General features: G+C 49.0%; 21 protein-coding genes and 2 tRNA genes. 18 read left to right on the forward strand and 5 right to left on the reverse strand.

All coding sequences use genetic code 11. The annotated features are described in order from the left end of the window. Positions 1–73: 73 nt before the first annotated feature. The 18 genes from AC4PME_RS02605 to AC4PME_RS02690 all read left to right on the forward strand — a co-directional run bounded on the left by AC4PME_RS02605 (position 74) and on the right by AC4PME_RS02690 (position 15,722). Entirely contained in the window at positions 74–523 is a 450-nt protein-coding gene (locus AC4PME_RS02605) for a regulatory protein RecX (RefSeq protein ID WP_119500603.1), read from the forward strand. A 180-nt stretch (positions 524–703) separates the two neighbouring features. Further along, on the forward strand, positions 704–3,301 hold the full coding sequence (alaS, locus tag AC4PME_RS02610; RefSeq protein WP_491045117.1) for an alanine--tRNA ligase: 2,598 nt from the start codon (positions 704–706) through the stop codon (positions 3,299–3,301). A gap of 136 nt (positions 3,302–3,437) precedes the next feature. Further along, positions 3,438–3,635 (forward strand): carbon storage regulator CsrA, encoded by a 198-nt coding sequence (gene csrA, locus AC4PME_RS02615; RefSeq protein ID WP_119500605.1) that lies wholly within the window; start codon positions 3,438–3,440, stop codon positions 3,633–3,635. 162 nt (positions 3,636–3,797) lie between these two features. Then, a tRNA-Ser gene (locus AC4PME_RS02620) sits at positions 3,798–3,888 on the forward strand. A gap of 43 nt (positions 3,889–3,931) precedes the next feature. Continuing rightward, a tRNA-Arg gene (locus AC4PME_RS02625) sits at positions 3,932–4,008 on the forward strand. 117 nt (positions 4,009–4,125) lie between these two features. Next, on the forward strand, positions 4,126–4,797 hold the full coding sequence (locus tag AC4PME_RS02630) for a response regulator transcription factor (RefSeq protein WP_491046886.1): 672 nt from the start codon (positions 4,126–4,128) through the stop codon (positions 4,795–4,797). A gap of 32 nt (positions 4,798–4,829) precedes the next feature. After that, positions 4,830–6,095 (forward strand): ATP-binding protein, encoded by a 1,266-nt coding sequence (locus tag AC4PME_RS02635; protein WP_491046887.1) that lies wholly within the window; start codon positions 4,830–4,832, stop codon positions 6,093–6,095. 5 nt (positions 6,096–6,100) lie between these two features. Next, entirely contained in the window at positions 6,101–6,445 is a 345-nt protein-coding gene (locus AC4PME_RS02640; RefSeq protein WP_119503337.1) for a cupredoxin domain-containing protein, read from the forward strand. Further along, complete coding sequence (locus AC4PME_RS02645; protein ID WP_491046888.1) at positions 6,435–7,184, forward strand: hypothetical protein; 750 nt, start codon at positions 6,435–6,437, stop codon at positions 7,182–7,184. The genes AC4PME_RS02640 and AC4PME_RS02645 overlap by 11 nt, the downstream gene beginning before the upstream one ends. Further along, a complete protein-coding gene (locus tag AC4PME_RS02650) occupies positions 7,184–7,879 on the forward strand; it encodes a hypothetical protein (protein WP_491046889.1) in 696 nt (231 codons plus the stop codon). The genes AC4PME_RS02645 and AC4PME_RS02650 overlap by 1 nt, the downstream gene beginning before the upstream one ends. A gap of 94 nt (positions 7,880–7,973) precedes the next feature. Continuing rightward, positions 7,974–8,675: a thermostable hemolysin gene (locus tag AC4PME_RS02655; RefSeq protein ID WP_119500610.1), complete on the forward strand. Its 702-nt coding sequence runs from the start codon at positions 7,974–7,976 to the stop codon at positions 8,673–8,675. Further along, positions 8,672–10,138, forward strand: coding sequence for an AMP-binding protein (locus tag AC4PME_RS02660; protein WP_491046890.1), 1,467 nt, complete (start codon positions 8,672–8,674; stop codon positions 10,136–10,138). The genes AC4PME_RS02655 and AC4PME_RS02660 overlap by 4 nt, the downstream gene beginning before the upstream one ends. Next, a complete protein-coding gene (locus AC4PME_RS02665; RefSeq protein WP_491046891.1) occupies positions 10,135–10,806 on the forward strand; it encodes an iron-containing redox enzyme family protein in 672 nt (223 codons plus the stop codon). The genes AC4PME_RS02660 and AC4PME_RS02665 overlap by 4 nt, the downstream gene beginning before the upstream one ends. Further along, positions 10,806–11,615, forward strand: a complete 810-nt coding sequence (locus AC4PME_RS02670; RefSeq protein WP_491046892.1) for an SDR family oxidoreductase — start codon at positions 10,806–10,808, stop codon at positions 11,613–11,615. The genes AC4PME_RS02665 and AC4PME_RS02670 overlap by 1 nt, the downstream gene beginning before the upstream one ends. Positions 11,616–11,656: 41 nt before the next feature. Beyond that, positions 11,657–12,253, forward strand: a complete 597-nt coding sequence (locus tag AC4PME_RS02675; protein WP_491223940.1) for a tetratricopeptide repeat protein — start codon at positions 11,657–11,659, stop codon at positions 12,251–12,253. Positions 12,254–12,525: 272 nt separating this feature from the next. Further along, positions 12,526–12,786: an OadG family protein gene (locus AC4PME_RS02680; protein WP_119500615.1), complete on the forward strand. Its 261-nt coding sequence runs from the start codon at positions 12,526–12,528 to the stop codon at positions 12,784–12,786. Positions 12,787–12,804: 18 nt separating this feature from the next. Then, the gene (gene oadA / locus AC4PME_RS02685; RefSeq protein ID WP_491046895.1) at positions 12,805–14,592 is read left to right on the forward strand and encodes a sodium-extruding oxaloacetate decarboxylase subunit alpha; all 1,788 of its coding nucleotides are present in this window, start codon (positions 12,805–12,807) and stop codon (positions 14,590–14,592) included. Beyond that, complete coding sequence (locus tag AC4PME_RS02690) at positions 14,592–15,722, forward strand: sodium ion-translocating decarboxylase subunit beta (protein WP_119500617.1); 1,131 nt, start codon at positions 14,592–14,594, stop codon at positions 15,720–15,722. The genes oadA and AC4PME_RS02690 overlap by 1 nt, the downstream gene beginning before the upstream one ends. 26 nt (positions 15,723–15,748) lie before the next feature. Here the strand turns inward: AC4PME_RS02690 and AC4PME_RS02695 are convergent, their stop codons facing one another. From AC4PME_RS02695 to AC4PME_RS02715, 5 genes are read right to left on the reverse strand one after another with little or no spacing between them, the layout of a single operon-like run. Continuing rightward, entirely contained in the window at positions 15,749–16,555 is an 807-nt protein-coding gene (locus AC4PME_RS02695) for an ATP-binding cassette domain-containing protein (protein WP_491046894.1), read from the reverse strand. Further along, complete coding sequence (locus tag AC4PME_RS02700; RefSeq protein ID WP_119500619.1) at positions 16,552–17,547, reverse strand: peptide ABC transporter ATP-binding protein; 996 nt, start codon at positions 17,545–17,547, stop codon at positions 16,552–16,554. Before AC4PME_RS02700 ends, AC4PME_RS02695 begins: the two co-directional genes overlap by 4 nt. Next, entirely contained in the window at positions 17,547–18,440 is an 894-nt protein-coding gene (locus tag AC4PME_RS02705; protein ID WP_119500620.1) for an ABC transporter permease subunit, read from the reverse strand. The genes AC4PME_RS02700 and AC4PME_RS02705 overlap by 1 nt, the downstream gene beginning before the upstream one ends. Continuing rightward, on the reverse strand, positions 18,427–19,458 hold the full coding sequence (locus AC4PME_RS02710; protein WP_119500621.1) for an ABC transporter permease: 1,032 nt from the start codon (positions 19,456–19,458) through the stop codon (positions 18,427–18,429). Before AC4PME_RS02710 ends, AC4PME_RS02705 begins: the two co-directional genes overlap by 14 nt. After that, on the reverse strand, positions 19,455–21,089 hold the full coding sequence (locus AC4PME_RS02715; RefSeq protein ID WP_181013657.1) for an ABC transporter substrate-binding protein: 1,635 nt from the start codon (positions 21,087–21,089) through the stop codon (positions 19,455–19,457). Before AC4PME_RS02715 ends, AC4PME_RS02710 begins: the two co-directional genes overlap by 4 nt.

Consider the following 21,089-nt stretch of genomic DNA (forward strand, 5'->3'; position numbering starts at 1 on the left):
GCATTGTACTGCGACGAACTCTTCCATGAATGCCGGTACATTTACATTAGAGCTAATTTAAACATTCTTCAACATGACAGACCCTGACCGCAAAATCATTATCGACGCGATTACGCGCATGCTGGCACGACGAGAGCACAGCCATGTGGAGGTACTGACAAAACTGACACAGAAAGGTTTCGACGCCGGTTTGTCGTCGGCTATTTTGCAGGAATTCACCGACGCTGATATTCAAAGTAATGCCAGATACGCAGAAATGCGTGTCCGCGCCTGCGCATCGAAAGGCCAGGGGCCGGCCAGAATAAAGCGTGAGCTGGCGCAGCATAAACTCGATGACGCTACCATCGCGTCTGCGATGAGCGAAGCTGACATTGACTGGTTTGAATTAGCCCTGAAGGTAAAAGAGAAGAAATTTGGCGAAGGGCAGGAGCGGGACTTCAAAGCCAGACAAAAGCAAATGCAGTTTCTCAATTACCGGGGCTTTACTCAGGAACACATCCAATACGCCGTAAATGGTGACTAAATTAACCGCGAATGCCTTAACAACGGCGCGTGTTCCATGATATGTTTGCGCCCTGCGGGCCGTATGCCCGATTTAGTGACTTGTGCACCACAATTCCCCGGCATCTGACGAGCCATTTTATCAGAGTAAATTTGTGCTCCCGATGTTCACCGTTAACAAGAGTAGGAAGTTAGGATTTCAATGACATTATCAACTGCTGACATACGCCAAAAGTTTATCGATTACTTTAAAAGTCACGGCCACCAGGCAGTGGCGAGTTCCTCATTGGTACCTGCAGATGATCCTACGCTCCTGTTCACCAACGCGGGGATGAACCAGTTCAAAGACGTTTTCCTTGGCGCAGAAAAGCGCAGCTACTCCCGCGCAGTGTCTTCACAACGTTGTGTGCGTGCCGGTGGTAAGCACAATGACCTGGAGAACGTTGGCTATACCGCCCGTCATCACACCTTTTTCGAAATGCTGGGTAACTTCAGTTTTGGCGATTACTTCAAAAAAGACGCCATTTCCTTTGCCTGGAACTTTCTGACTGTTGAGCTTGGATTACCAAAAGAGAAACTGCTGGTAACCGTTTATTCAGAAGACGATGAAGCCTTTGATTTGTGGGAGAACCACATTGGCGTACCGGCAGAAAAAATCATCCGGATCAGCACGTCAGATAACTTCTGGTCGATGGGTGATACCGGCCCCTGCGGTCCCTGTTCTGAAATTTTCTATGACCACGGTGAGCACATCTGGGGTGGTCCTCCGGGAACGCCTGAAGAAGACGGTGACCGGTTTATTGAAATCTGGAACCTGGTTTTCATGCAGTTCAATAAGCAGGCAGACGGTACCATGGAACCGCTGCCTAAGCCTTCTATCGATACCGGTATGGGCCTGGAGCGTATTTCTGCCATTCTTCAGAATGTGCACAGCAACTATGAAATTGACCTGTTCCAGAACCTGATTAAAGCGACTGCTGACATTACAGGGGCTAAAGACCTGGAAGACAAGTCTTTGCGTGTTGTAGCTGACCACATCCGTTCATGCGGCTTCCTGGTATGTGACGGCGTAATGCCCGGCAACGAAGGTCGCGGCTATGTACTGCGCCGTATCATTCGTCGTGCAGTACGTCACGGCTATCAACTTGGCGCGAAAGACATTTTCTTCTACAAACTGGTAGCGGCTCTGGTGAAAGAGATGGGTGAGTTCTACCCTGAACTGGCTGATCAGCAACCTGTCATTGAGAAAGTATTGCGGGTTGAAGAAGAGCAATTCAGTAAAACACTGGAACGGGGCATGAACATGCTCAATGACACGTTATCTTCACTGGAAGGCGATACGATTCCCGGTGAAGTGGTGTTCAAACTGTATGACACTTACGGATTCCCGGTTGATTTAACCAACGATGTTGCCCGCGAGCACAATGTAAAAATTGACGAAGCCGGTTTTGAAAAGGCCATGGAAGCTCAGCGTGCCCGTGCTCAGAAAGCCAGTAACTTCGGTGCCAATTATAATGACCTGCTGAAAATTGAACATGAAACAGCATTCACCGGTTATACCGATGTGGAAGGTGAGGCAAACGTTGTCGAACTTATTCATGACAATCAATTTTGCGAATCGCTCACCGACGGACAGGAAGGTATTGTGGTATTAGACCAGACGCCCTTTTATGCCGAGTCCGGTGGTCAGGCCGGCGACCGTGGTGTGCTTAAAGTAGCTAACGGTGAATTTATTGTTACTGATACCCAGAAAATGGGTAATGCATTCGCGCACAAAGGTAAGGTCGTCGGTGAAATACGTAAAGGCGAAAAAGCGGCTGCGGCTATCGACAACAGCAATCGTGAAGCCGTGAAGCAAAATCACAGTGCGACGCACTTGCTGCATGCTGCACTGAGAGAAATCTTAGGTGAGCATGTCACTCAGAAAGGTTCTCTGGTAGAAGCACAACGCCTGCGTTTTGACTTCTCCCATTTTGAGGGCGTGACGGCAGAGCAGTTGCTGACAATTGAAAACCGGGTAAATGAAGAAATTCGCGCTAACCATGCGCTGCAAACTGAATTGATGGAACTGGATGAAGCCAAAGCCTCTGGTGCGATGGCATTGTTCGGTGAGAAGTACGACGAGAAAGTACGCGTTGTCACAATGGGTCCGTTCTCTGTTGAACTTTGCGGTGGTACTCACGTCAAACGTACAGGTGATATTGGTTTATTTAAGATTGTGTCAGAAAGTGGTATCGCATCAGGCGTTCGTCGCATAGAGGCGATAACCGGCGCAACTGCAGTTGAGTTTGTTCAACAACAACAAATTCAATTACAGACCGCAGCCGGATTGCTGAAAACTGACGTATCAGGACTGATTGACCGTATCGGTGTACTGCAAACGCAAACGAAAGAGCTTGAGAAGGCATTATCAGCGGCGAAGCAAAAACTGGCTTCTCAGCAAGGCGCTGACATGCTGGGTCAGACTATAGAAATTAACGGTGTGAAAGTGTTAATTTCTGAACTGGAAGGCGTTGAGTCTAAAGCGTTGCGTGGAATGATGGACGATCTTAAAAACCGAATCGGCGAAGGGATCGTAGTACTAGGTATGGCTGATGGTGCGAAAGTCAGTTTGATAGTTGGTGTGACCAAACAGCTTACCGGCAAAGTGAAAGCAGGCGAATTGGTAAACTTTATTGCCTCACAGGTTGGCGGAAAAGGTGGTGGCAGACCAGACATGGCGCAAGCCGGTGGTAGTCAGCCAGAAAATTTGGCAAGTGCATTGGCTTCGGTTAACGCATATTTGTCAGATAAGCTATAATCCAGATTGTAAGGTAATCAGTGAGTTTTTGGAGTGACACAAAAACACGGAATCACTGACGTTACCGTCGGGTCGTGCCGGCGAGTGACATAAGGTTAAAGGATATTTTCATTTGTAAAGGATCAGGAGCAAGCGAATGCTTATTTTGACTCGTCGTGTAGGTGAAACCCTGATGGTCGGTGATGATGTAACGGTTACCGTATTAGGCGTTAAAGGAAATCAGGTACGAATTGGTGTGAATGCGCCGAAAGAAGTATCAGTGCATCGTGAAGAGATTTACATGCGTATACAGGCTGAGAAAGGCGGGCAGCCGGGTAACAGTGTTACCGAATAATCCCGATAGAAAGAGGCCGGTTGAACCGGCCTTTTTTGACTCTGAGGTATGATAGAGCGGGCTTTTTATCCGATTTGTTTAAAATGGCAGCATACGATTCATTTTATTGAAAAAAGGGTTTGACTCCCTCACGAGTATCAGTAAAATGCGCACCACTGTTACGGAGAGGTGGGTGAGTGGCTGAAACCAGTTCCCTGCTAAGGAACCATACCTATTACTGGTATCGAGGGTTCGAATCCCTCCCTCTCCGCCATTGTTCAAGGTTGGACGTGGTGGCCAACAATAAGTTTTAATGCGCGTGTGTAGCTCAGCTGGATAGAGTACCTGGCTACGAACCAGGCGGTCGGAGGTTCGAATCCTTCCACACGCGCCATACCGGAAAGCCCACCATCAGGTGGGCTTTTTTCGTTTTCCTCTTTAAATTCTGCCTTAAGTTTTCTTTAAGCTTATGGTGCTATACTCTGCCAATAATTCTCTCAGATTCAGTGTTATGCGAATTCTACTTGTTGAAGATGACAGACCCCTTTCAGATGCCCTTGCGCAATCCCTGCGGGACGCGAATCACGTTGTTGATTGTGTATACAAAGGGAAAGACGGGATAAATACTGCACTGACCGGTCAGAACGACATAACTATTCTGGATCTCGGCTTGCCCGATATGGACGGATTAGAAGTACTCAGATCACTTCGTCATAAATTGCCGCATATGCCTGTCATTATTCTTACCGCCAGGGATAAAGTCTCTGACAAAATTCTCGGACTCGACGCAGGAGCCGATGATTATCTGCCAAAGCCATTTGAAATGGACGAGTTGTTCGCCCGTTTGCGGGTTGTCGAAAGACGTTTGGGAACGGCAACCAGTGCCGTGGTCTCTATTGGCGAAGTACAGCTTAACACGCAAACCCTGGAACTGAGTGTCACCGGACAATCTGTTGCCTTGCCCCGCCGTGAATTAATGCTGCTTAAGGTTCTGATGGAGAACGGTGGCCGCATACAGCCTAAACAAAAACTTGAATCACGGCTCTATGAGTGGGGAGAAGAAGTAGCCAGCAACACGATTGAAGTGCACATACATCATTTGCGGAAAAAGTTACCGGAAAGCTTTATTAAAACCGTACGCGGTGTGGGCTACTGTATTCCTGTGAAGGCTTCCGGCCAGTGAGATCTATTCGCCGCTTTTTGACGGCAGTTCTGGTGAGCTTCCTTATACTGGTTATATTCAGCGCTGCTATTCATGGGTACCGGGCTGCGACCCGCGTGTCGGGCTCTTTTATGGATGAAGAGTTGCAAAGCGTGCTGGGTACAGTGGCTGTCACTAATGGATTAATCACAGACACAAATCATGAGCCGGGCCTGGTCTATCAAATCTGGCAAAATCAGCAGCTTATTGCGCGGTCAGAGAATGCACCGTTAACTGCGCTTGCCTCCGGAGAAGACGGATACAGTGACAGAAATTTTACCGCTAAACGCTGGCGGGTATTAAGGCAAACACTCCCGGGAGACTATGTGGTACTGGTGGCTCAACCTATTCAGCGTCGGGTCGACTTGTCGGAGTCACTAGTTATTTCGGTCATCATGCCCTTTATTTATGCGGTGCCGATCCTTGCTCTGATTATATTTTTATCGGTCAGCAGGGGGCTGCGCCCGCTTAAAGTGTTATCGGAAAAATTGTCCCGCAGGAAAGGGAAGGATCTCTCGACGATTCTGTTACCGCAAGTTCCCGAGGAAATGCAACCTGTTATGAAAACGCTCAACAGCATGTTTTCGCGGTTGCAGGAAGCGTTTGAGCGGGAACAGCAATTTGCTTCAAATGCTGCCCATGAGTTACGTACGCCACTGAGCGTGATGAAAATAAACTTGCACAATGTGGCTCAGGATATGCCGCAGCAATCTTCAAAGCTCACTGCAATCCGGGAAGATACTGACAGAATGATTCATGTGGTCAATCAGATTTTACTGCTAAGCCGGACCAGTCCCGAACTGTTCCACTTGCAACTGGGCAGAGTTGACGCATTCGAAGTCGCGCAAAAAGTCATTACTGATTTGTACTCAAAAGTTGAGTTTAAAGAACAGGAAATTAGCCTTGAAGGAGAAAGTACCCGGATACATTCTACTGAATTTACACTTTACACCCTGCTGTCAAACCTTGTAGCAAATGCGATTTCATACTCTCCTGTGCATGCGGTGATTCAAATTACTGTTCGTCAGCAAGGAAATAGCGCAGAGCTGCTCGTTGAAGATTCTGGTCCGGGGATTGCTGAAGAAGAAAGAGAAAAGGTCCTTGAACGTTTTTACCGGGATCAAAAGCAGGAGGCCCGCCAGACGAACGGGAGCGGTCTGGGATTAGCTATCGTGCGGCAGATTTTAATGTTGCACCAGGGGACGATAGAGCTTGGGACCTCAGGCCTTGGAGGGCTTAAAGTTCGTGTTCAGCTGCCTTTGAATGAGGTATCTCTGTGAGAAAAATGAGATATCCGGCAGGACTAAGCTTCCTGCTTATCCCATGCTTTACCTTTGCAAAGATGCCTGAGGCTGTAATAGAAATCAGAGACAATTTGTTTGTGCCGCAGACCATCGTGATCCCCGCTAATCAGAAAGTAAAGTTGACTTTCATAAATCATGACACCACGCCGGAAGAGATCGACAGCTTCGATTTAAACAGAGAAAAAGTTATTTTCGGGAACAGTAAAGGCACTATCTTTGTCGGGCCTCTGCCGCCCGGCGAATATCAATATTTTGGTGAGTATCACCCGAATACCGCAGTAGGATCTGTTGTAGTCAGCGCAGAAGGAAAGCCAGATGCTAATTAATACTGTCATCCTGTTTATTCGCGATACTTTGCCTATCTTCCTGCTGATCAGCTTTTTGCTCGTACAGCGACAAACAACAGTAAAAGTGATCCTTACCGGCACAATTACCGGTCTTGCGATGGCAATAATGCTGTATATCAATTTGTCAGCATTATCTGAAGTGGCCGACGGTAACGGACTGGAATGGGCAAAAGGTATTGCTCTCATTGTCGCATTTATAGCCTTTTGTCGTTATGTAGTCGCTGAGCCGGTTTCATTATTTTCTGCATGGGCAGTGTTAAGCAGTATCACAATGGTAAATGCCATTCATTTTATTATTTATAGTGTTGCCTACTGGCCATCTCAGCAAGCTGATATGAGTCTGATGATAGGAACGATTATCGGGCTGGGTATCAGTTGCAGTGTCAGCGTGTTGCTATTTTTTGTGCTTGAATCCACGCATTCTTACTTCATCAAAATCAGCATGCTGGCTGTTTTCATTGGCGGCCAGGTGGCGAATATAACGGTGATGGCTGAGCAAATTAATTTACTCAACGAGCAGCCAAGAGTGTGGGACACATCAACATGGCTGGCAGATGACAGTGAGTATGGCCATTTCTTTAACGTGCTGGTGGGCTATGAGGCAACACCGGGCCCTGTTTATCTGGCTGTCTACTCTTTTGCGGTCATTGTGCCTTTAATATTGAAACTTTCGTTGCGTGGACGACAAAGACGTAAAGCAACGGGGAGAAGTGTGTAATGCGGTATTATATTTTTCTTCTTTTCAGTCTGCTGATTTCCGGCTCCGCACTGGCTGATAATTTCATCGTGGACAGGGTTTATCATCCTTATGTACTGCCTTTTGAGCGGGAAGTGGAGTGGCGTCTCATGTCCAGACAGAACGACGATGGCAACCTGCTGCAGCAGCGCTATTCCTTCGGGCATGCTTTATCGGAGCGCACAATTCTTGAGGCATATATTGTCGGTTCCCGGGATGAGCAGGGGGACTTCGGAGCAAGTTCATATGAGCTGGAATTTCGCTGGATGCTGACAGAACAGGGTCAATACTGGGCTGACTGGGGAATGCTGTTTGAAATCGAGAAGGAACATGCTTCGAATGACTGGTCTGTAAAATCCGGAGTGCTGACTGAAAAGGAATTTGGCCGGTTCAGCCTGACTACCAACGTATTTCTGGTGTATGAATGGGGCGATAATATAGCCAGTGAATTCGAAGGCGAATTTAAAATGAAATACCGGTACCGATGGATACCGGAAATTCAGCCCGCTATTGAGTTCTATGCCGCAGAGGATTATGTGGGCGCAGGGCCGGGTTTCATGGGGATAAAACGTTTCCCGGCCAGCAGACAATTAAAGTGGGAAGTTGCATTTATCACCGGATTCAATGGTGATAGTAAAGACCATACGTTACGGATGGCGCTGGAATATGAATTCTGAATTATTTGACGTTAACCGGGTATTTTTATCTATATTAAGATTGCCTTAAGTTTTCCCCTTCACACTGTACTTAACAAACAAAAGAGTGTCTTTTATGTTAAGTACAAAAACTACTGCAGATGTTTCCGCAACGGAACTGCCTGCAAATAAACGGTATAAGCCGGCATCGTCGCTTTCGGTGTTTGCGGCTACTCAGGGGGCTCTTAACCGTCCGGTGCTCGAACAGCAAGTGGCAGGAGGTTTCCGGGCAGCATTTGGTGCTGAGATAACAGAATTCATGCCATTGCTGGTCGGGGTCGGAAATACAACCCCGTTGGCCGTAGCAGGGATCAGAACAGGACAGTCCCCCTTTTTTGTAGAAACTTATTTGAAAGATAGTTTGCAAGTGTGCCTGGCGCGCAACGGCCTGGTGACACCCCGCCACCGGATTGCGGAAATCGGCAACCTGTTCAGTCCGTCTTCATATCTTACTTTGCCCTTATTACTTATCACAGCACTTGCACTTTTCAGGCGCGACTATGAAGTCCTGGTTTTTACTGCCACTTCTTCTTTGCGAACCCTGATGGCTAAAAGTCATATTCAATTGACAATTCTGGCCTCAGCCAGGCGGGACGCATTGTCCGATGATGACCAGATAAAATGGGGGAATTATTACGATACCTCGCCACAGGTGGTAGCAGTTAGCTTATCTCACATCGTTAGTCAGCTTTTCAGAAATAGCCGGATCCGGACTTTATTTTCGGGGCTTGCTTCACAATGTGCTCAGCTGTCCACTGAAATAGAGGAGGCCCTGTGATTTTAGGTAACTGGTTATCCCGGGCTGAACTTCCCGCTCTGGAGTGGGAAGAGGGCGTAATGACTTACGGAGAACTGGCTGCTGAAGTTGACCGGTTGTCATTCTGGTTCGAATGTCAGCCAGGCGCTCATTTTGCCATTGAGATCAGCAACAGTCCCGAATGGGTCATTCTTGATCTTGCCTGTCAGGCTGCCGGAAAGGTGCTGGTGCCTGTACCTCCCTATTTTTCCCCGCAACAGCGGGCTCATTTATTCGCGGAAGCCGGTATTGAATACTATTTTTCTGCTAGTCCTGTGACGAATCATACGTTCAGTTTGAAAGAGTGCCCGTTTCAGCGACTATATCTTTATCAAATTGCCGGAAGTAAGACGCCTCTGGTACCTGACGGTACCGGTAAGATTACTTTTACCTCTGGTTCAACCGGAAATCCAAAAGGCGTATGCCTTAGTCACCAGTCGCAGAAAGTAGTGGCTGAAAGTCTTGTCAATGCGACCGGTATCGCTTCGCCCAGGCATTTGTGTTTGCTGCCATTGTCTACTTTGCTGGAAAACATCGCAGGTATCTATGCGCCACTAATGGCAGGAGGCTGTATTGTGCTTCGTCGTGCTGAATCACTGGGCTTTGAGGGCGTTTCGCTTACATCACCGGAACGCATGCTTCAAAGTATTTCAGAGGCGAAGCCTTCCACACTCATTCTTGTACCTGAGCTCTTGCAGCTTTTGGTCTCAGCGTGTTCTCAGGGCTGGCAACCTCCTGCTTCATTATTATTTATTGCTGTGGGCGGAGCGACTGTACCGGCGGCACTGATTAAGAAAGCCAGAGATTGCAGATTGCCTGTTTATCAGGGATATGGACTGTCTGAGTGTGTATCGGTTAATACGCTTAATACACCAGCTAAAGACAATATTTACAGTGCTGGCACAGCACTTGGCCATAACAGGCTGGTCATTGAAGATGGCGAGATTGTGATCACCGGAACGCTTTTTCTGGGATACGTAAACATGCCGGAGTCTTTTTATCCCACAGCCGTTTACACCGGAGATCTCGCGGTGCAAACAGATGGATTTTTTCAGATCGCCGGCCGCAAAAAGAATGTGTTTATTAATTCTTTCGGCAGAAATATTTCCCCCGAGTGGATTGAGGGAGAACTCATGGCAACAGGTTTATTCAGACTTGTTGTGCTGACGGGGGAAGCCAGACCATATTGCGGTGCACTTTTGCTGCCCTATGAATCCGGTTTGGACAGCAAAATAACCGGCCAGGCAATCGCTGCGGTAAATCAGCATTTACCCGAATACGCCAGGGTAAAAGTATGGCAATCCGTGCCGGAACTGGCCACAGATAAAACCCTTTTCACGGCAAACCGGAAGCTTAAACGGGATGCTCTGGCGTCAAAATATCAGTCAGTCATCGACACAATGTATGCCGGTAGCGGCCTAATCTCTGAGGAAATTGAAGCATGAATCTGTATCAACGTCTTGAAAATGAAACCCAGAAAGAACGTGCATATCTGGTCAGTTCTCCGGTTATCCGGCGGTGCTTTGCCGGTGATGTGTGCCTGAGCGACTATATTGCCTTTTTAAGTCAGGCATATCATCACGTGAAACATACTGTGCCACTCCTGATGGCAACAGGCGCTGCTTTACCTGACGACAAAGAGTGGTTGCGGAAAGCTGTTGCGGAATATATTGAGGAGGAAATGGGGCATCAGGAATGGATTCTGAGTGATATTGCCGCCTGTGGTGCCGATAAGGAAAAAGTTCGCTACAGCCAGCCTGCCGCAGCTACTGAACTCATGGTTTCCTATGCATGGGACAGTATCCGCAGAAAATCACCTCTTTGTTTTTTTGGAATGGTGTTTGTGCTGGAAGGTACCAGTATCGCTTTAGCTGACAACGCTGCGGCATCAATTCAAGAGCAGTTAGATCTGCCCCGGAATGCTTTCAGTTACTTGCGTTCTCATGGTTCGCTGGATCAGGAGCATATCGTATTCTTCAAAAACTTGATGAACAAAATTGAGGATGTCGAAGAGCAGAATATCATTGTTCACAGCGCCAAGATGTTCTTTCAACTCTATGCAAATATCTTTCGCACACTATCTCAAGATACCGCCATTCAAGAGGTTGCATAATGTCTGTTCAATGGCAAAAGCAAGTTTGTTTACTCACAGGCGCATCCGGCGGAATTGGTCAGGCGATAGCTAAAAGGCTGGCTGATTCGGGCGCGCGTCTTATCCTTACCGGCCGTAATGCACAAAAGCTGTCTGAGCTGGCAGAGGCCTTGCCCGGTCAGCACCGGATTTTATGTGTTGATATTACCAGGCCTGATGACAGGGAGAAGATTGCTAACGTATGCCAGGAGATGGGATTAACCCTGCTTATTAACAATGCGGGCGTGTCTTGTGTTGGAGATTTCCACGGTGTATCCGCACAGGCTATTGAAGATGTGATGACTGTTAATCTGCTGGCACCTGTGGCGTTAACGCAAAGACTTTTGCCGGTTCTGCGAAGAAGTGAGGAAGCGCGGGTTGTTAATATAGGGTCGACGTTTGGTTCTGTAGGCTTTCCATATCACAGCATTTACTGCGCTTCAAAATTCGGATTAAGAGGTTGGACAGAATCACTTAGCCGCGAATATCGCGATACCTCCGTCTCTTTTCATTATCTTGCACCCAGAGCAACGAATACTGCAATTAACAACAAAAATGTTGTCGCGATGAATCACGCTCTTGGCAATGAAACTGATGCGCCGGAGGTTGTTGCTGACGCCCTGATGCTTCAGCTGTCTAAATCCAGACGTCGATGGTTTATTGGTTCACCCGAAAAGTGGTTTGCGCGTCTTAACGGAGCGCTGCCTGAGTTGGTAGATTTCGCGTTAGCAAAAAAGTTAACCACAATCCGTCAGTTTGTAAGTTCAGCGAAAGAGGAAAAATGGCTATGAAGATAACTAAATATATAGTTTCAATAGTGGCTGCCAGTTTTATGAATACTGTGCTTGCCAGTGAAGCAATCAGTTTGTCAGACATTCAGCATGAATGGGCTGAAATTAATTACAAGACGAAGGAAGACAAAGATAAAGCATTTAAGAAGTTGATCACAAAAGCAGAGTGGCTGGTAAAACAGTCTCCGGAAAAGGCAGACAGTCATATCTGGCTTGGCATTGTACAGTCGAGTACAGCTGGAGCGGAAGATGGCCTGGGGGCACTTTCCTACGCAAAGGCAGCCCGTAAAAACCTGGAAGAAGCGCTCAGGCTGGATGAGAATGCGCTGCAAGGTTCTGCACTGACAAGTCTGGGAGTGCTGTATCACAAGGTACCCGGATGGCCCATAGGCTTTGGCAGTGATAAAAAAGCAGAGCAACTTTTGAAAAGGGCGCTTGTGGTCAACCCTGAAGGCATCGATCCAAATTACTTTTATGCAGAATATTTATATGACGAAGGTGACTACATGCAGGCAAAGCACTTCGCCGCAATAGCTTTGCAGGCGCCGGCCAGAGAAGACCGTCCTGTTGCCGATGAGGGCCGCCGGGCAGAAATTGGCCAGTTAATCAGTAAGATTAATAAAAAAATATCTGATTAGTTTTTCAAACACCCCCGCTATGTGCCTGGCTCCCTTGTTCAGGCACATATCTTCATTAATTCTGAATCAACATCTTCATTCAATTTGCGATTGTGCAAATATCGCCCACACTGAATCATAGCACATGTGCAGGTTCGTCCGGTGTTCTGTCTGATTTTCATCGCAAAATGTTGCTTTTGTTAGTGAATATAAGGCCGAAGTCGCATTGTTTCTGCCTGTTTAACATGTTACTTATTCCTAATACTCACATCACAATATAAACAGGTTCTGACATGGCATCAGATTCGTTAGTTAGTTTGCTTGGTGAAGCTGCCACATTAATGTTAACCGGCATGGTATTTGTGTTCGCTTTTCTGGCACTGCTCATCGCCGGTGTTAAGGCCATTGCCTGGTACTGCCGGCGTTATCCCGGCAATGAAGACGTCGCTGTTCCGGTGAGAACGCCATCTGCACCTGCTCAGTCAGCCGTGAGCGGGCAAACCATAGCTGCCATCACAGCAGCCATTCATCAGCACAGAAACAATCAAAAATAGCATCAAAGAGGATTTTTTATGTCTAAGCCACTGGCACTGACAGAACTTGTATTGCGTGATGCCCACCAGTCTTTACTGGCTACCCGCATGCGTCTGGAAGACATGTTACCCATTGCAGGCGAGCTCGATAATGCAGGTTTCTGGTCTGTTGAATCCTGGGGAGGGGCAACGTTTGATGCCTGTATCCGTTATCTGGGTGAGGATCCCTGGGAGCGCATCCGGGCGCTGAAAAAAGCCATGCCGAAAACCCGGCAACAAATGTTGCTCCGTGGGCAGAACTTATTAGGATATCGCCACTATGCTGATGATGTGGTCACCCGTTTTGTTGAACGTGCCCATGAAAATGGCGTGGATGTTTTTCGCATATTTGATGCGATGAACGATGTCCGTAATCTGCAAACCGCCGTGAAGGCTGCCATTGATTGCGGCGCTCACGCGCAGGGTACCATGTCCTATACCATCAGCCCTATGCACACAATCGACGGCTGGGTGGATATGGCGAAGCAGCTCGAAGACATGGGCGTGCATTCTATCTGCATTAAGGACATGGCTGGTTTGCTTAAACCTTACGAGTGCGAAACGCTGGTTACCCGCCTGAAAGAAACCGTGCAGGTGCCTATTGCCATGCAGTGTCACGCCACCACCGGTCTGAGCACAGCTACCTACCAGAAAGCCATTGATGCCGGCATTGACATGCTGGATACCGCTATATCGTCAATGAGTATGACCTACGGTCACAGCGCCACTGAGACTATTGTGTCGGCACTGGAAGGCACAGAAAGAGACACAGGCTTGTCGCTGGAGGGGTTAGAAGACATTGCTGCTTATTTCCGCGACGTGAGAAAGAAATACGCCAAATTCGAGGGCAGCCTTAAGGGTGTCGATGCCCGCATTCTGCTGGCGCAAGTGCCGGGCGGCATGCTCACAAACATGGAAAGCCAGCTGAAAGAGCAGGGCGCCGAAGACAAATTCGATGAGGTACTCAAGGAAATTCCCCGTGTACGTGAAGATCTTGGCTTCATTCCTCTGGTCACACCTACCTCACAAATCGTGGGGACGCAGGCTGTTTTGAACGTACTCACCGGCGAACGTTATAAAAGTATTTCCAAAGAAACGGCGGGTGTACTGAAAGGCGAATATGGCGCAACTGCTGCGCCGGTGAATGCTGAATTGCAGGCCCGTGTGCTTGATGGTGGTGAGCCGGTTACCTGCCGCCCGGCTGATTTGATCAAGCCGGAAATGGAAAGCCTGACTGACGACCTGGCATCATTGGCCAAAGAAAAAGGCTTCCTGTTGGCGGAAGAGCAAGTTGACGACGTACTCACGTACGCCCTGTTCCCGCAAATCGGTCTTAAGTTTTTGCAAAACCGCGGCAACCCGGATGCCTTTGAACTTGCGCCGGGCAAAGAGCCGGAAGTGGCTACAGCGCCTGTTGCTGCTCCAAAAGCAGTGGGGCAACCCTCAAGCTACGATGTGAAAGTAGACGGCAAAGTGTATCACGTGGAAGTGGCTGAATCCGGCACGCTGACCAGTGTTACGCCGGCCGCAACAGAGCGCGCACCGGCTCAAAGCAGCGCAGCCGCACCGGCTGGCGGACAGGCAATCAATGCGCCGTTATCCGGCAATGTGTTCAAAATTTTAGTCTCTGAAGGTGATGCTGTGTCCAACGGGGATGTGGTTATTATTCTTGAAGCGATGAAAATGGAAACCGAAATCCGTTCCGCCTTTGACGCAACAGCTGGCCGTATTCTGGTGAAAGAGGGTGACAGTGTTGCCAGTGGTCAGGCGCTGATAGAGTTGAACTGATGGAAAAATTATCAATTTTGTGGGACAGCACTGCACTGGCGCATTTTCAGGGCGGGCAACTGGTAATGATGGCAGTGGGTTTACTGCTTTTATATCTGGCCATCGTGAAAAAATTCGAGCCGCTATTGCTGTTACCCATCGGTTTCGGCGCGCTGTTAACCAATATTCCGCTGGCTGGCTTCAGTGAACCGGGTGGCCTGTTATATTACATCTATGAAGTGGGCATTCATTCCGGCGTGTTCCCGTTACTGATTTTCATGGGTGTGGGAGCGATGACAGACTTTGGCGCACTGATCGCAAATCCCAGAATGTTGCTGCTGGGCGCTGCGGCTCAATTTGGTATTTTTGCCACATTGTTCGGCGCTATTGCCCTTAATTTCATTCCCGGTTTCGATTTCACGTTAAAAGATGCCAGTGCTATTGCCATCATCGGTGGTGCTGACGGACCCACGGCAATCTTTCTGGCTTCCCGTCTTGCCCCTGATTTGCTGGGGGCAATTGCTGTCGCCGCTTATTCTTACATGGCACTGGTTCCTATTATCCAGCCACCTATTATGAAAGCGCTGACCAGTGAAGATGAGCGAAAAATCGAAATGGCGCAGTTACGCCACGTGTCGCAAAAAGAGAAAATCATATTTCCGCTGGCGGTACTCATTCTGACCATTTTATTCCTGCCTTCTGCAACACCACTGGTGGGTATGTTCTGTTTTGGTAACCTCATGCGGGAATGCGGTGTGGTAGACCGGCTGTCAAAAACGGCGCAGAATGAACTTATCAATATTGTGACCATCTTCCTGGGCCTGGCTGTGGGGTCTAAATTATCTGCCGATAAATTTTTAACTGTGGAAACGTTAGGGATCCTCGGCTTAGGTGCGATTGCTTTCGCTATCGGCACTGCCGCCGGTGTATTGATGGCAAAACTCATGAATAAAATGAGCGGTGGCGGAATCAACCCGCTTATCGGCGCTGCCGGGGTGAGCGCTGTACCCATGGCGGCGAGAGTGGTCAATAAAGTGGGTTTGCAGAGTAACCCGCATAATTTCCTGTTAATGCATGCCATGGGGCCAAATGTAGCCGGCGTACTGGGTTCTGCCGTCGCAGCAGGTATTCTGCTGGCGCTGGTGGGTTAATTGTCTTTCCGGGCAACGTTGACCACTCAGGTCAACGTTTGCTGGGGTACCAGTGACTGATAAGCAAGGATCAGCTTTTTGGTCATATCATGTTGAGGCCAGCGGAAGATTGTTTCCGTTTTACCGGTTTCAACAATCTGTCCGTTTTCCATCACGATGATCCGGTCGGCAATGTGTCTCACAATGCCTAAGTTGTGGGAGATAAAAATAAACGACAACCCCAGCTCTTTTTGCAGGTTCAGGATCAGGTTTACTGTTTGCGAGCGTACTGAAGGGTCCAGTGCAGCAAAAGGTTCGTCTGCGACCAGAATCTTTGGCTGTAATACCATGGCTCTGGCGATGGCTACACGTTGCTGCTGACCGTCAGACAACATGTGGCGGTAAAAGTAGTAGTGATCACGCAGCAATCCCACTTTAACCAGAATATCTTCGATGACTTTCTTGCGTTCTGTTTCATCCAGTTCAGTATTCAGCGATAACGGCTCATCAAGAATACGCCCTACAGGAATGCCGGGGTTCATGGCTTCGCTGCTGTGCTGGAAAATCATGCGGATATCATTGCTGGCGTTATAGCTCTTAGTCGACTTCTTTTTAGCCGCGTTATACATCACGTTGCTGAGGAATATCTCGCCTTCATCGGCAGGCACTGCACCCACCAGCAGCTTGGCCAGCAGGGATTTTCCGGCGCGGTTTTCACCGATGATGGCAATAGTCTCGCCGCGCTTCACACTCAGTTCTATAGGACCTAAGGCAAACACTTCCGGCTTTTTCAGCCAGCGTTTCTTATCACTGTGGTGGAATGTCAGGCCGCTGACATGCATGATCTCACTCATAACTTCTCCATGTGCAGAGGGAAGTGACAACTGTAAGTGTGGTCATGGATACGACGCACGCCGGGCGTACTGACACAAGCGCGCTGGGCGCGGGGGCAGCGCGGGCCCAGCCGGCAGCCAATGGGAACGTGTTGCAATGAAGGAATGGTGCCGTCCAGTGCCGGCAACACGGACTTAGGCGGTAAGTCATTCCTGAAACTCGGCGCACTGTCCAGCAGTGCTTTCGTGTACGGGTGAAGCGGCCGTTTACGGATATGCTTCATCTTGCCGGATTCAACAGTTTGTCCGCAGTACAGTACCGTCATGGTGTGAGACATACTGGCGATGGCCAGCAAGTCGTGGCTGACAAACAATATGGATAGTGATTTTGTTTGATTCAGACGTGTCAGTAACTTCAGTACTTTGGTCTTCGTGGTCGTTTCCATGCCACGGGTGGGATCGTCAGCAATTAGCAGTCTGGGCTGTGAAATCAGCGCCATAGCAATCATGAACTTCTGACCAATGTCGGTAGGCACCTGGTGGGGATACGCATTCAGATAGTGCTTATGATTTTTAATCCCGACTTTGTGCACAGTACTGATAGCGGTTTTCCGGCGGTCCTGCTTGCGTTGCCAGAACCATTTACCGTTTACCAGTTCATCCGGGATGGCTTCTTCTAACTGCTCACCTAATGTGGTGGAGGGATCCATGGCTGATACCGGATCCTGAAATACCACGCCGATATCCCGGCGCATCAGTTCACGCCGCTCTTTTGCTGACATGGACAGCATATTTTTGCCGTTCCAGCTCATTCTGTCAGCGGTGATACGCCACTGCTGGGGAAGTGAACCGGAAATCGCCTGAACCATTAGACTCTTGCCTGAACCGGATTCACCCACCAGCGCGCGGATTTCTCCGCTGTTAACGGTGAGGTTCACTTTATCTAACGCTTTAACACGGGTATTCCCGTTGTCTATCTCAAGCGTCATATTTTTTATATCGAGCATGGGCATTAGTGTGTCAGCCTCCGTCGAAGTGCAGAGCGCAGTCCGTCACCGACAATGTTCACCGCCAGTACCATCAAAAATATCGTCAGGCCGGGCAGGCCCACGTTCCAGGGAGCGATATAAGCCACATCCAGTCCGTCTGCCAGAATCACGCCCAGCTCGGGAAGGGGTGGCTGTGCACCCAGGTTCAGAAAACCCAGTGCGGAAATGTCGATGACAGCAATGGATAACGCCAGTGACCCCTGTACCACCAGCATTTCAATCATATTCGGCAGCACCGAGTGAAAAAATAACTGCAAAGGGCGTGCGCCATCCAGCCTGGACGCCAGAATGTATTCTTTTTTCATTTCACTGCGCACATAAGAGCGGGTGTGATGGATAAACTGAGGGATAAGTGCCAGAGTAATCGCCCACATACTGTTGACGAGACCAGTACCCAGAATGGCCACGATGATAATGGCTATCAGCAGAGTAGGGATGGCCATCAGCGCATCCAGAGTATGATTTATCACGCTGGAGCGAACACCGCTGGTCATGCCGGCGATGGTGCCGATTGTTACACCTGCCAGCATAGCGATAAGCACCAGCATCAGGCTGGACCCGAAGGTAACACGGCAGCCGTACATAATGCGTGAAAATACATCTCTGCCCAGTGCATCAGTGCCGAACAGGTGGGAGATGGTACCGTTCGGTTCCCAGCTCGGCGGCACCAGCAGGGCATCGATATTTTGCTGTAACGGGTCGTAAGGCGCTACCAGCGGCGCAAACAGAGACACGAAGAAAAACAGGCCGAGCACAATGAAGCCGGCAAAGGCTACATGACTGCTGCGGAACTCTTCCCAGGTGCGCTGCCAGGGAGAGGGCTGCGATTCTTCCTGATATAAACTAAACCGTGCCACGTTCGTACTTTTCCCTGCTTGGGTCGATAAAGCGGTTAAACAAATCAATCATAATAGTGAAACTGATCACCACTGTAGCTACTGCCAGCATACCAACACGCAGTGCCGGATAATCGCGCTGGTAAATGGCCTGAATCAGCCAGTTGCCAATACCCGGCCAGGAAAACAAGGTTTCAACAATCATGGCATTGGTGATGAGCGTTGTAATCTGGATCGCCATCAGTGGCAAAATGGGGAGTAAGGCGTTTCTCAGTATATGGCGGAAAAAGATTTGCCGCTTGGAAAGTCCGCGGGATTCTGCCGCTGCAATGTACGGGCTTTTCAGCACGTCGATCACTGAACGCCTTGTCAGCCGGACCATGGAGGCGGTGGAAACCAGCGCGATAGATACCGTGGGCAGGAGCAGGTGGATGAGTGCATCGCTGAGTGCCAGGCCGCTGTCCACACTGTCTGCAATGATGATGTCGATGAGGATAAAGCCGGTTTGCGGAGGCACATCAAATAACAAGCTCACACGCCCTGATAACGGCACCACACCAAGATTCAGACTGAAAAACAAAATGAAAACCAGCGCTATCCAGAATACCGGAAATGAGTAACTGACCATACTGGCCGAATTAATCAGGTAATCCCGTTTGGTGTAACTGCGTAACCCCGCATAACAGCCAAGAGGCACACCCACAAAAATAGCGATAAAAAGTGCATAGGCACTGAGCTCTATTGTGGCGGGCATGGCGATACCGATTTCCTGCCTTAACGGCAGACCGGATATAAAACTATACCCCCAGTTCCCCTGAAGCAGTTGCTGCACATAATAGATAAATTGAAACAGATAGGGTTTATCGAGCTGAAACTGGCGGATGAGTGCAGCACGCTGTGCCTCATTTTGCGGCGTGATTCCTGTCAGATTCACCAGTACGTCGCCGGGAAACAAATAAGCAAGGGCGAAGGACAATGCCGCCAGCACGAGCATAGTGGTTATAAATAGGGTCGCATAGCGGATCAGAATTTGTATCACAGGGATTTCGTCACTCCGGCAAAACGTACACCACCGTACGGATTAATACTCATGCCCTTCAGATTTTTACGGTAAGCCTGATACCGGTAAGCATGAGCAATAGGCACGATGGGTAATTCATCATACAGCAAGCGGTTCACTTCTTCATAGATTGCTTTGCGCCGCTCCATATTTTGTGTTTGCAGGGCTTCATTAATCAGTGAATCGTATCGTTCGTTACACCACATTGCGCGATTGGTGCCGGACGGGATTGCGCCGCAACTGAGCAAAGGCCGGTAAAAGTTGTCCGGATCACCGTTGTCTGCGGACCAGCCAATCAGCACGCTGTCGTGTAAGCCTTCCCGCAGATGGCGGCGAAATGTGGTCCAGTCATAAGTGACAATATTCACCTGAATATCCACCGCTGACAAATATCGCTGGATCAGCTCAGCCATTTTGGTGGCATTCGGGTTGTAAGCGCGCTCCACAGGCATTGCCCAAATTGTCATGGTAAAGCCCGGTTCAATGCCTGCTTCCGTGAGTAATTTTTTTGCCAGTACCGGATTGTAAGCGGTATCTTCGGCATCACTCTGGAAAGCCCAGCTGGCAGTAGGAAGCAGGGTTTTTGCCCGTGTGGCACTGTCAAAGTACACAGCTTCAAGGAGGGTATTCTTGTCGATAGCCAGTGCCAACGCTTTACGCACGTCCGGATTGTCGAATGGAGGACGGTTGGTATTGAACGCCCAGAAACCGATGTTCAGACCGGGTTTTTCAGATAACTCAAGCTCTTCACGGTTACGGATCACCTCCAATTCTGTCTGGGCCGGGAAGGCAATAGCATCACACTCTCCGGTGATCAGTTTGGCAAGCCTGATTGAGCTCTTCGGCGTGATGTCGTAAATCAGGTGTTCCGTGTTTGACTGGCCTTCCGGCAACGACTGTTCACCCCAGTAATGCTCGTTGCGCAGAAAACGGATATAGTGGTCTTTGCGGTAGCTTTCAAATTTAAAGGGGCCTGTACCAATGGGGTAATAGTCAATCCTTTCCGGCGTGCCACGGCTCAACAGAAAATCAGCATATTCGGCTGATAAAATAACGGAAAAGTCTGTCGCAAGGTTCGCCAGGAAAGAGCTGTCACGCTGTTTTAAGGTGATCTCAATCCGGTAGCCATTGATGCGCTTCACATCTTCAATATTGGCAGCGATGCCGAGACTTTCGAAATAAGGGTAGCGTCCACCGGACACGCGGTGATATGGATTGGCTTCCAGCCGCCAGCGGTTGATGCTGAAAATGACGTCGTCGGCGTTAAAGCTCCGGGTCGGGGTAAAGTAAGGTGTGGTGTGAAATTCCACATCTTTATTTAACTGAAATGTATAGGTAAGACCGTCATCCGATACCAGCCAGCTGCTGGCCAGGTTTGGCACAATCTGACCGGTTTCAGGATCGAAATCCATCAGCCGGTCGTAAACCTGGTGGGCGGTGGCATCGGCGGTGGTGCTTGAAGTATCGGTTTGCGGGTTAAAATTCACCGGATTACTTTCAGAACAGTAGATGATACCTGACTGGTAAAAAGCAACCTGCTCTGATTTATCGCAGGCCTGAAGCCCTGTCAGCGCGACCAGTATAGTTGCCCACCGAAAACCCCGTCGCAC

It is taken from the genome of Alteromonas sp. (assembly GCF_984505615.1).

Excerpts from the sequence above, each read along its gene's own strand:
- AC4PME_RS02605 (WP_119500603.1), top strand. The coding sequence starts at position 74 with ATGACAGACCCTGACCGCAAAATCATTATCGACGCGATTACGCGCATG.
- alaS (WP_491045117.1), top strand. The coding sequence starts at position 704 with ATGACATTATCAACTGCTGACATACGCCAAAAGTTTATCGATTACTTT.
- csrA (WP_119500605.1), top strand. The coding sequence starts at position 3,438 with ATGCTTATTTTGACTCGTCGTGTAGGTGAAACCCTGATGGTCGGTGAT.
- AC4PME_RS02630 (WP_491046886.1), top strand. The coding sequence starts at position 4,126 with ATGCGAATTCTACTTGTTGAAGATGACAGACCCCTTTCAGATGCCCTT.
- AC4PME_RS02640 (WP_119503337.1), top strand. The coding sequence starts at position 6,101 with ATGAGATATCCGGCAGGACTAAGCTTCCTGCTTATCCCATGCTTTACC.
- AC4PME_RS02645 (WP_491046888.1), top strand. The coding sequence starts at position 6,435 with ATGCTAATTAATACTGTCATCCTGTTTATTCGCGATACTTTGCCTATC.
- AC4PME_RS02650 (WP_491046889.1), top strand. The coding sequence starts at position 7,184 with ATGCGGTATTATATTTTTCTTCTTTTCAGTCTGCTGATTTCCGGCTCC.
- AC4PME_RS02655 (WP_119500610.1), top strand. The coding sequence starts at position 7,974 with ATGTTAAGTACAAAAACTACTGCAGATGTTTCCGCAACGGAACTGCCT.
- AC4PME_RS02665 (WP_491046891.1), top strand. The coding sequence starts at position 10,135 with ATGAATCTGTATCAACGTCTTGAAAATGAAACCCAGAAAGAACGTGCA.
- AC4PME_RS02670 (WP_491046892.1), top strand. The coding sequence starts at position 10,806 with ATGTCTGTTCAATGGCAAAAGCAAGTTTGTTTACTCACAGGCGCATCC.
- AC4PME_RS02675 (WP_491223940.1), top strand. The coding sequence starts at position 11,657 with ATGAATACTGTGCTTGCCAGTGAAGCAATCAGTTTGTCAGACATTCAG.
- AC4PME_RS02680 (WP_119500615.1), top strand. The coding sequence starts at position 12,526 with ATGGCATCAGATTCGTTAGTTAGTTTGCTTGGTGAAGCTGCCACATTA.
- oadA (WP_491046895.1), top strand. The coding sequence starts at position 12,805 with ATGTCTAAGCCACTGGCACTGACAGAACTTGTATTGCGTGATGCCCAC.
- AC4PME_RS02690 (WP_119500617.1), top strand. The coding sequence starts at position 14,592 with ATGGAAAAATTATCAATTTTGTGGGACAGCACTGCACTGGCGCATTTT.
- AC4PME_RS02695 (WP_491046894.1), bottom strand. The coding sequence starts at position 16,555 with ATGAGTGAGATCATGCATGTCAGCGGCCTGACATTCCACCACAGTGAT.
- AC4PME_RS02700 (WP_119500619.1), bottom strand. The coding sequence starts at position 17,547 with ATGCCCATGCTCGATATAAAAAATATGACGCTTGAGATAGACAACGGG.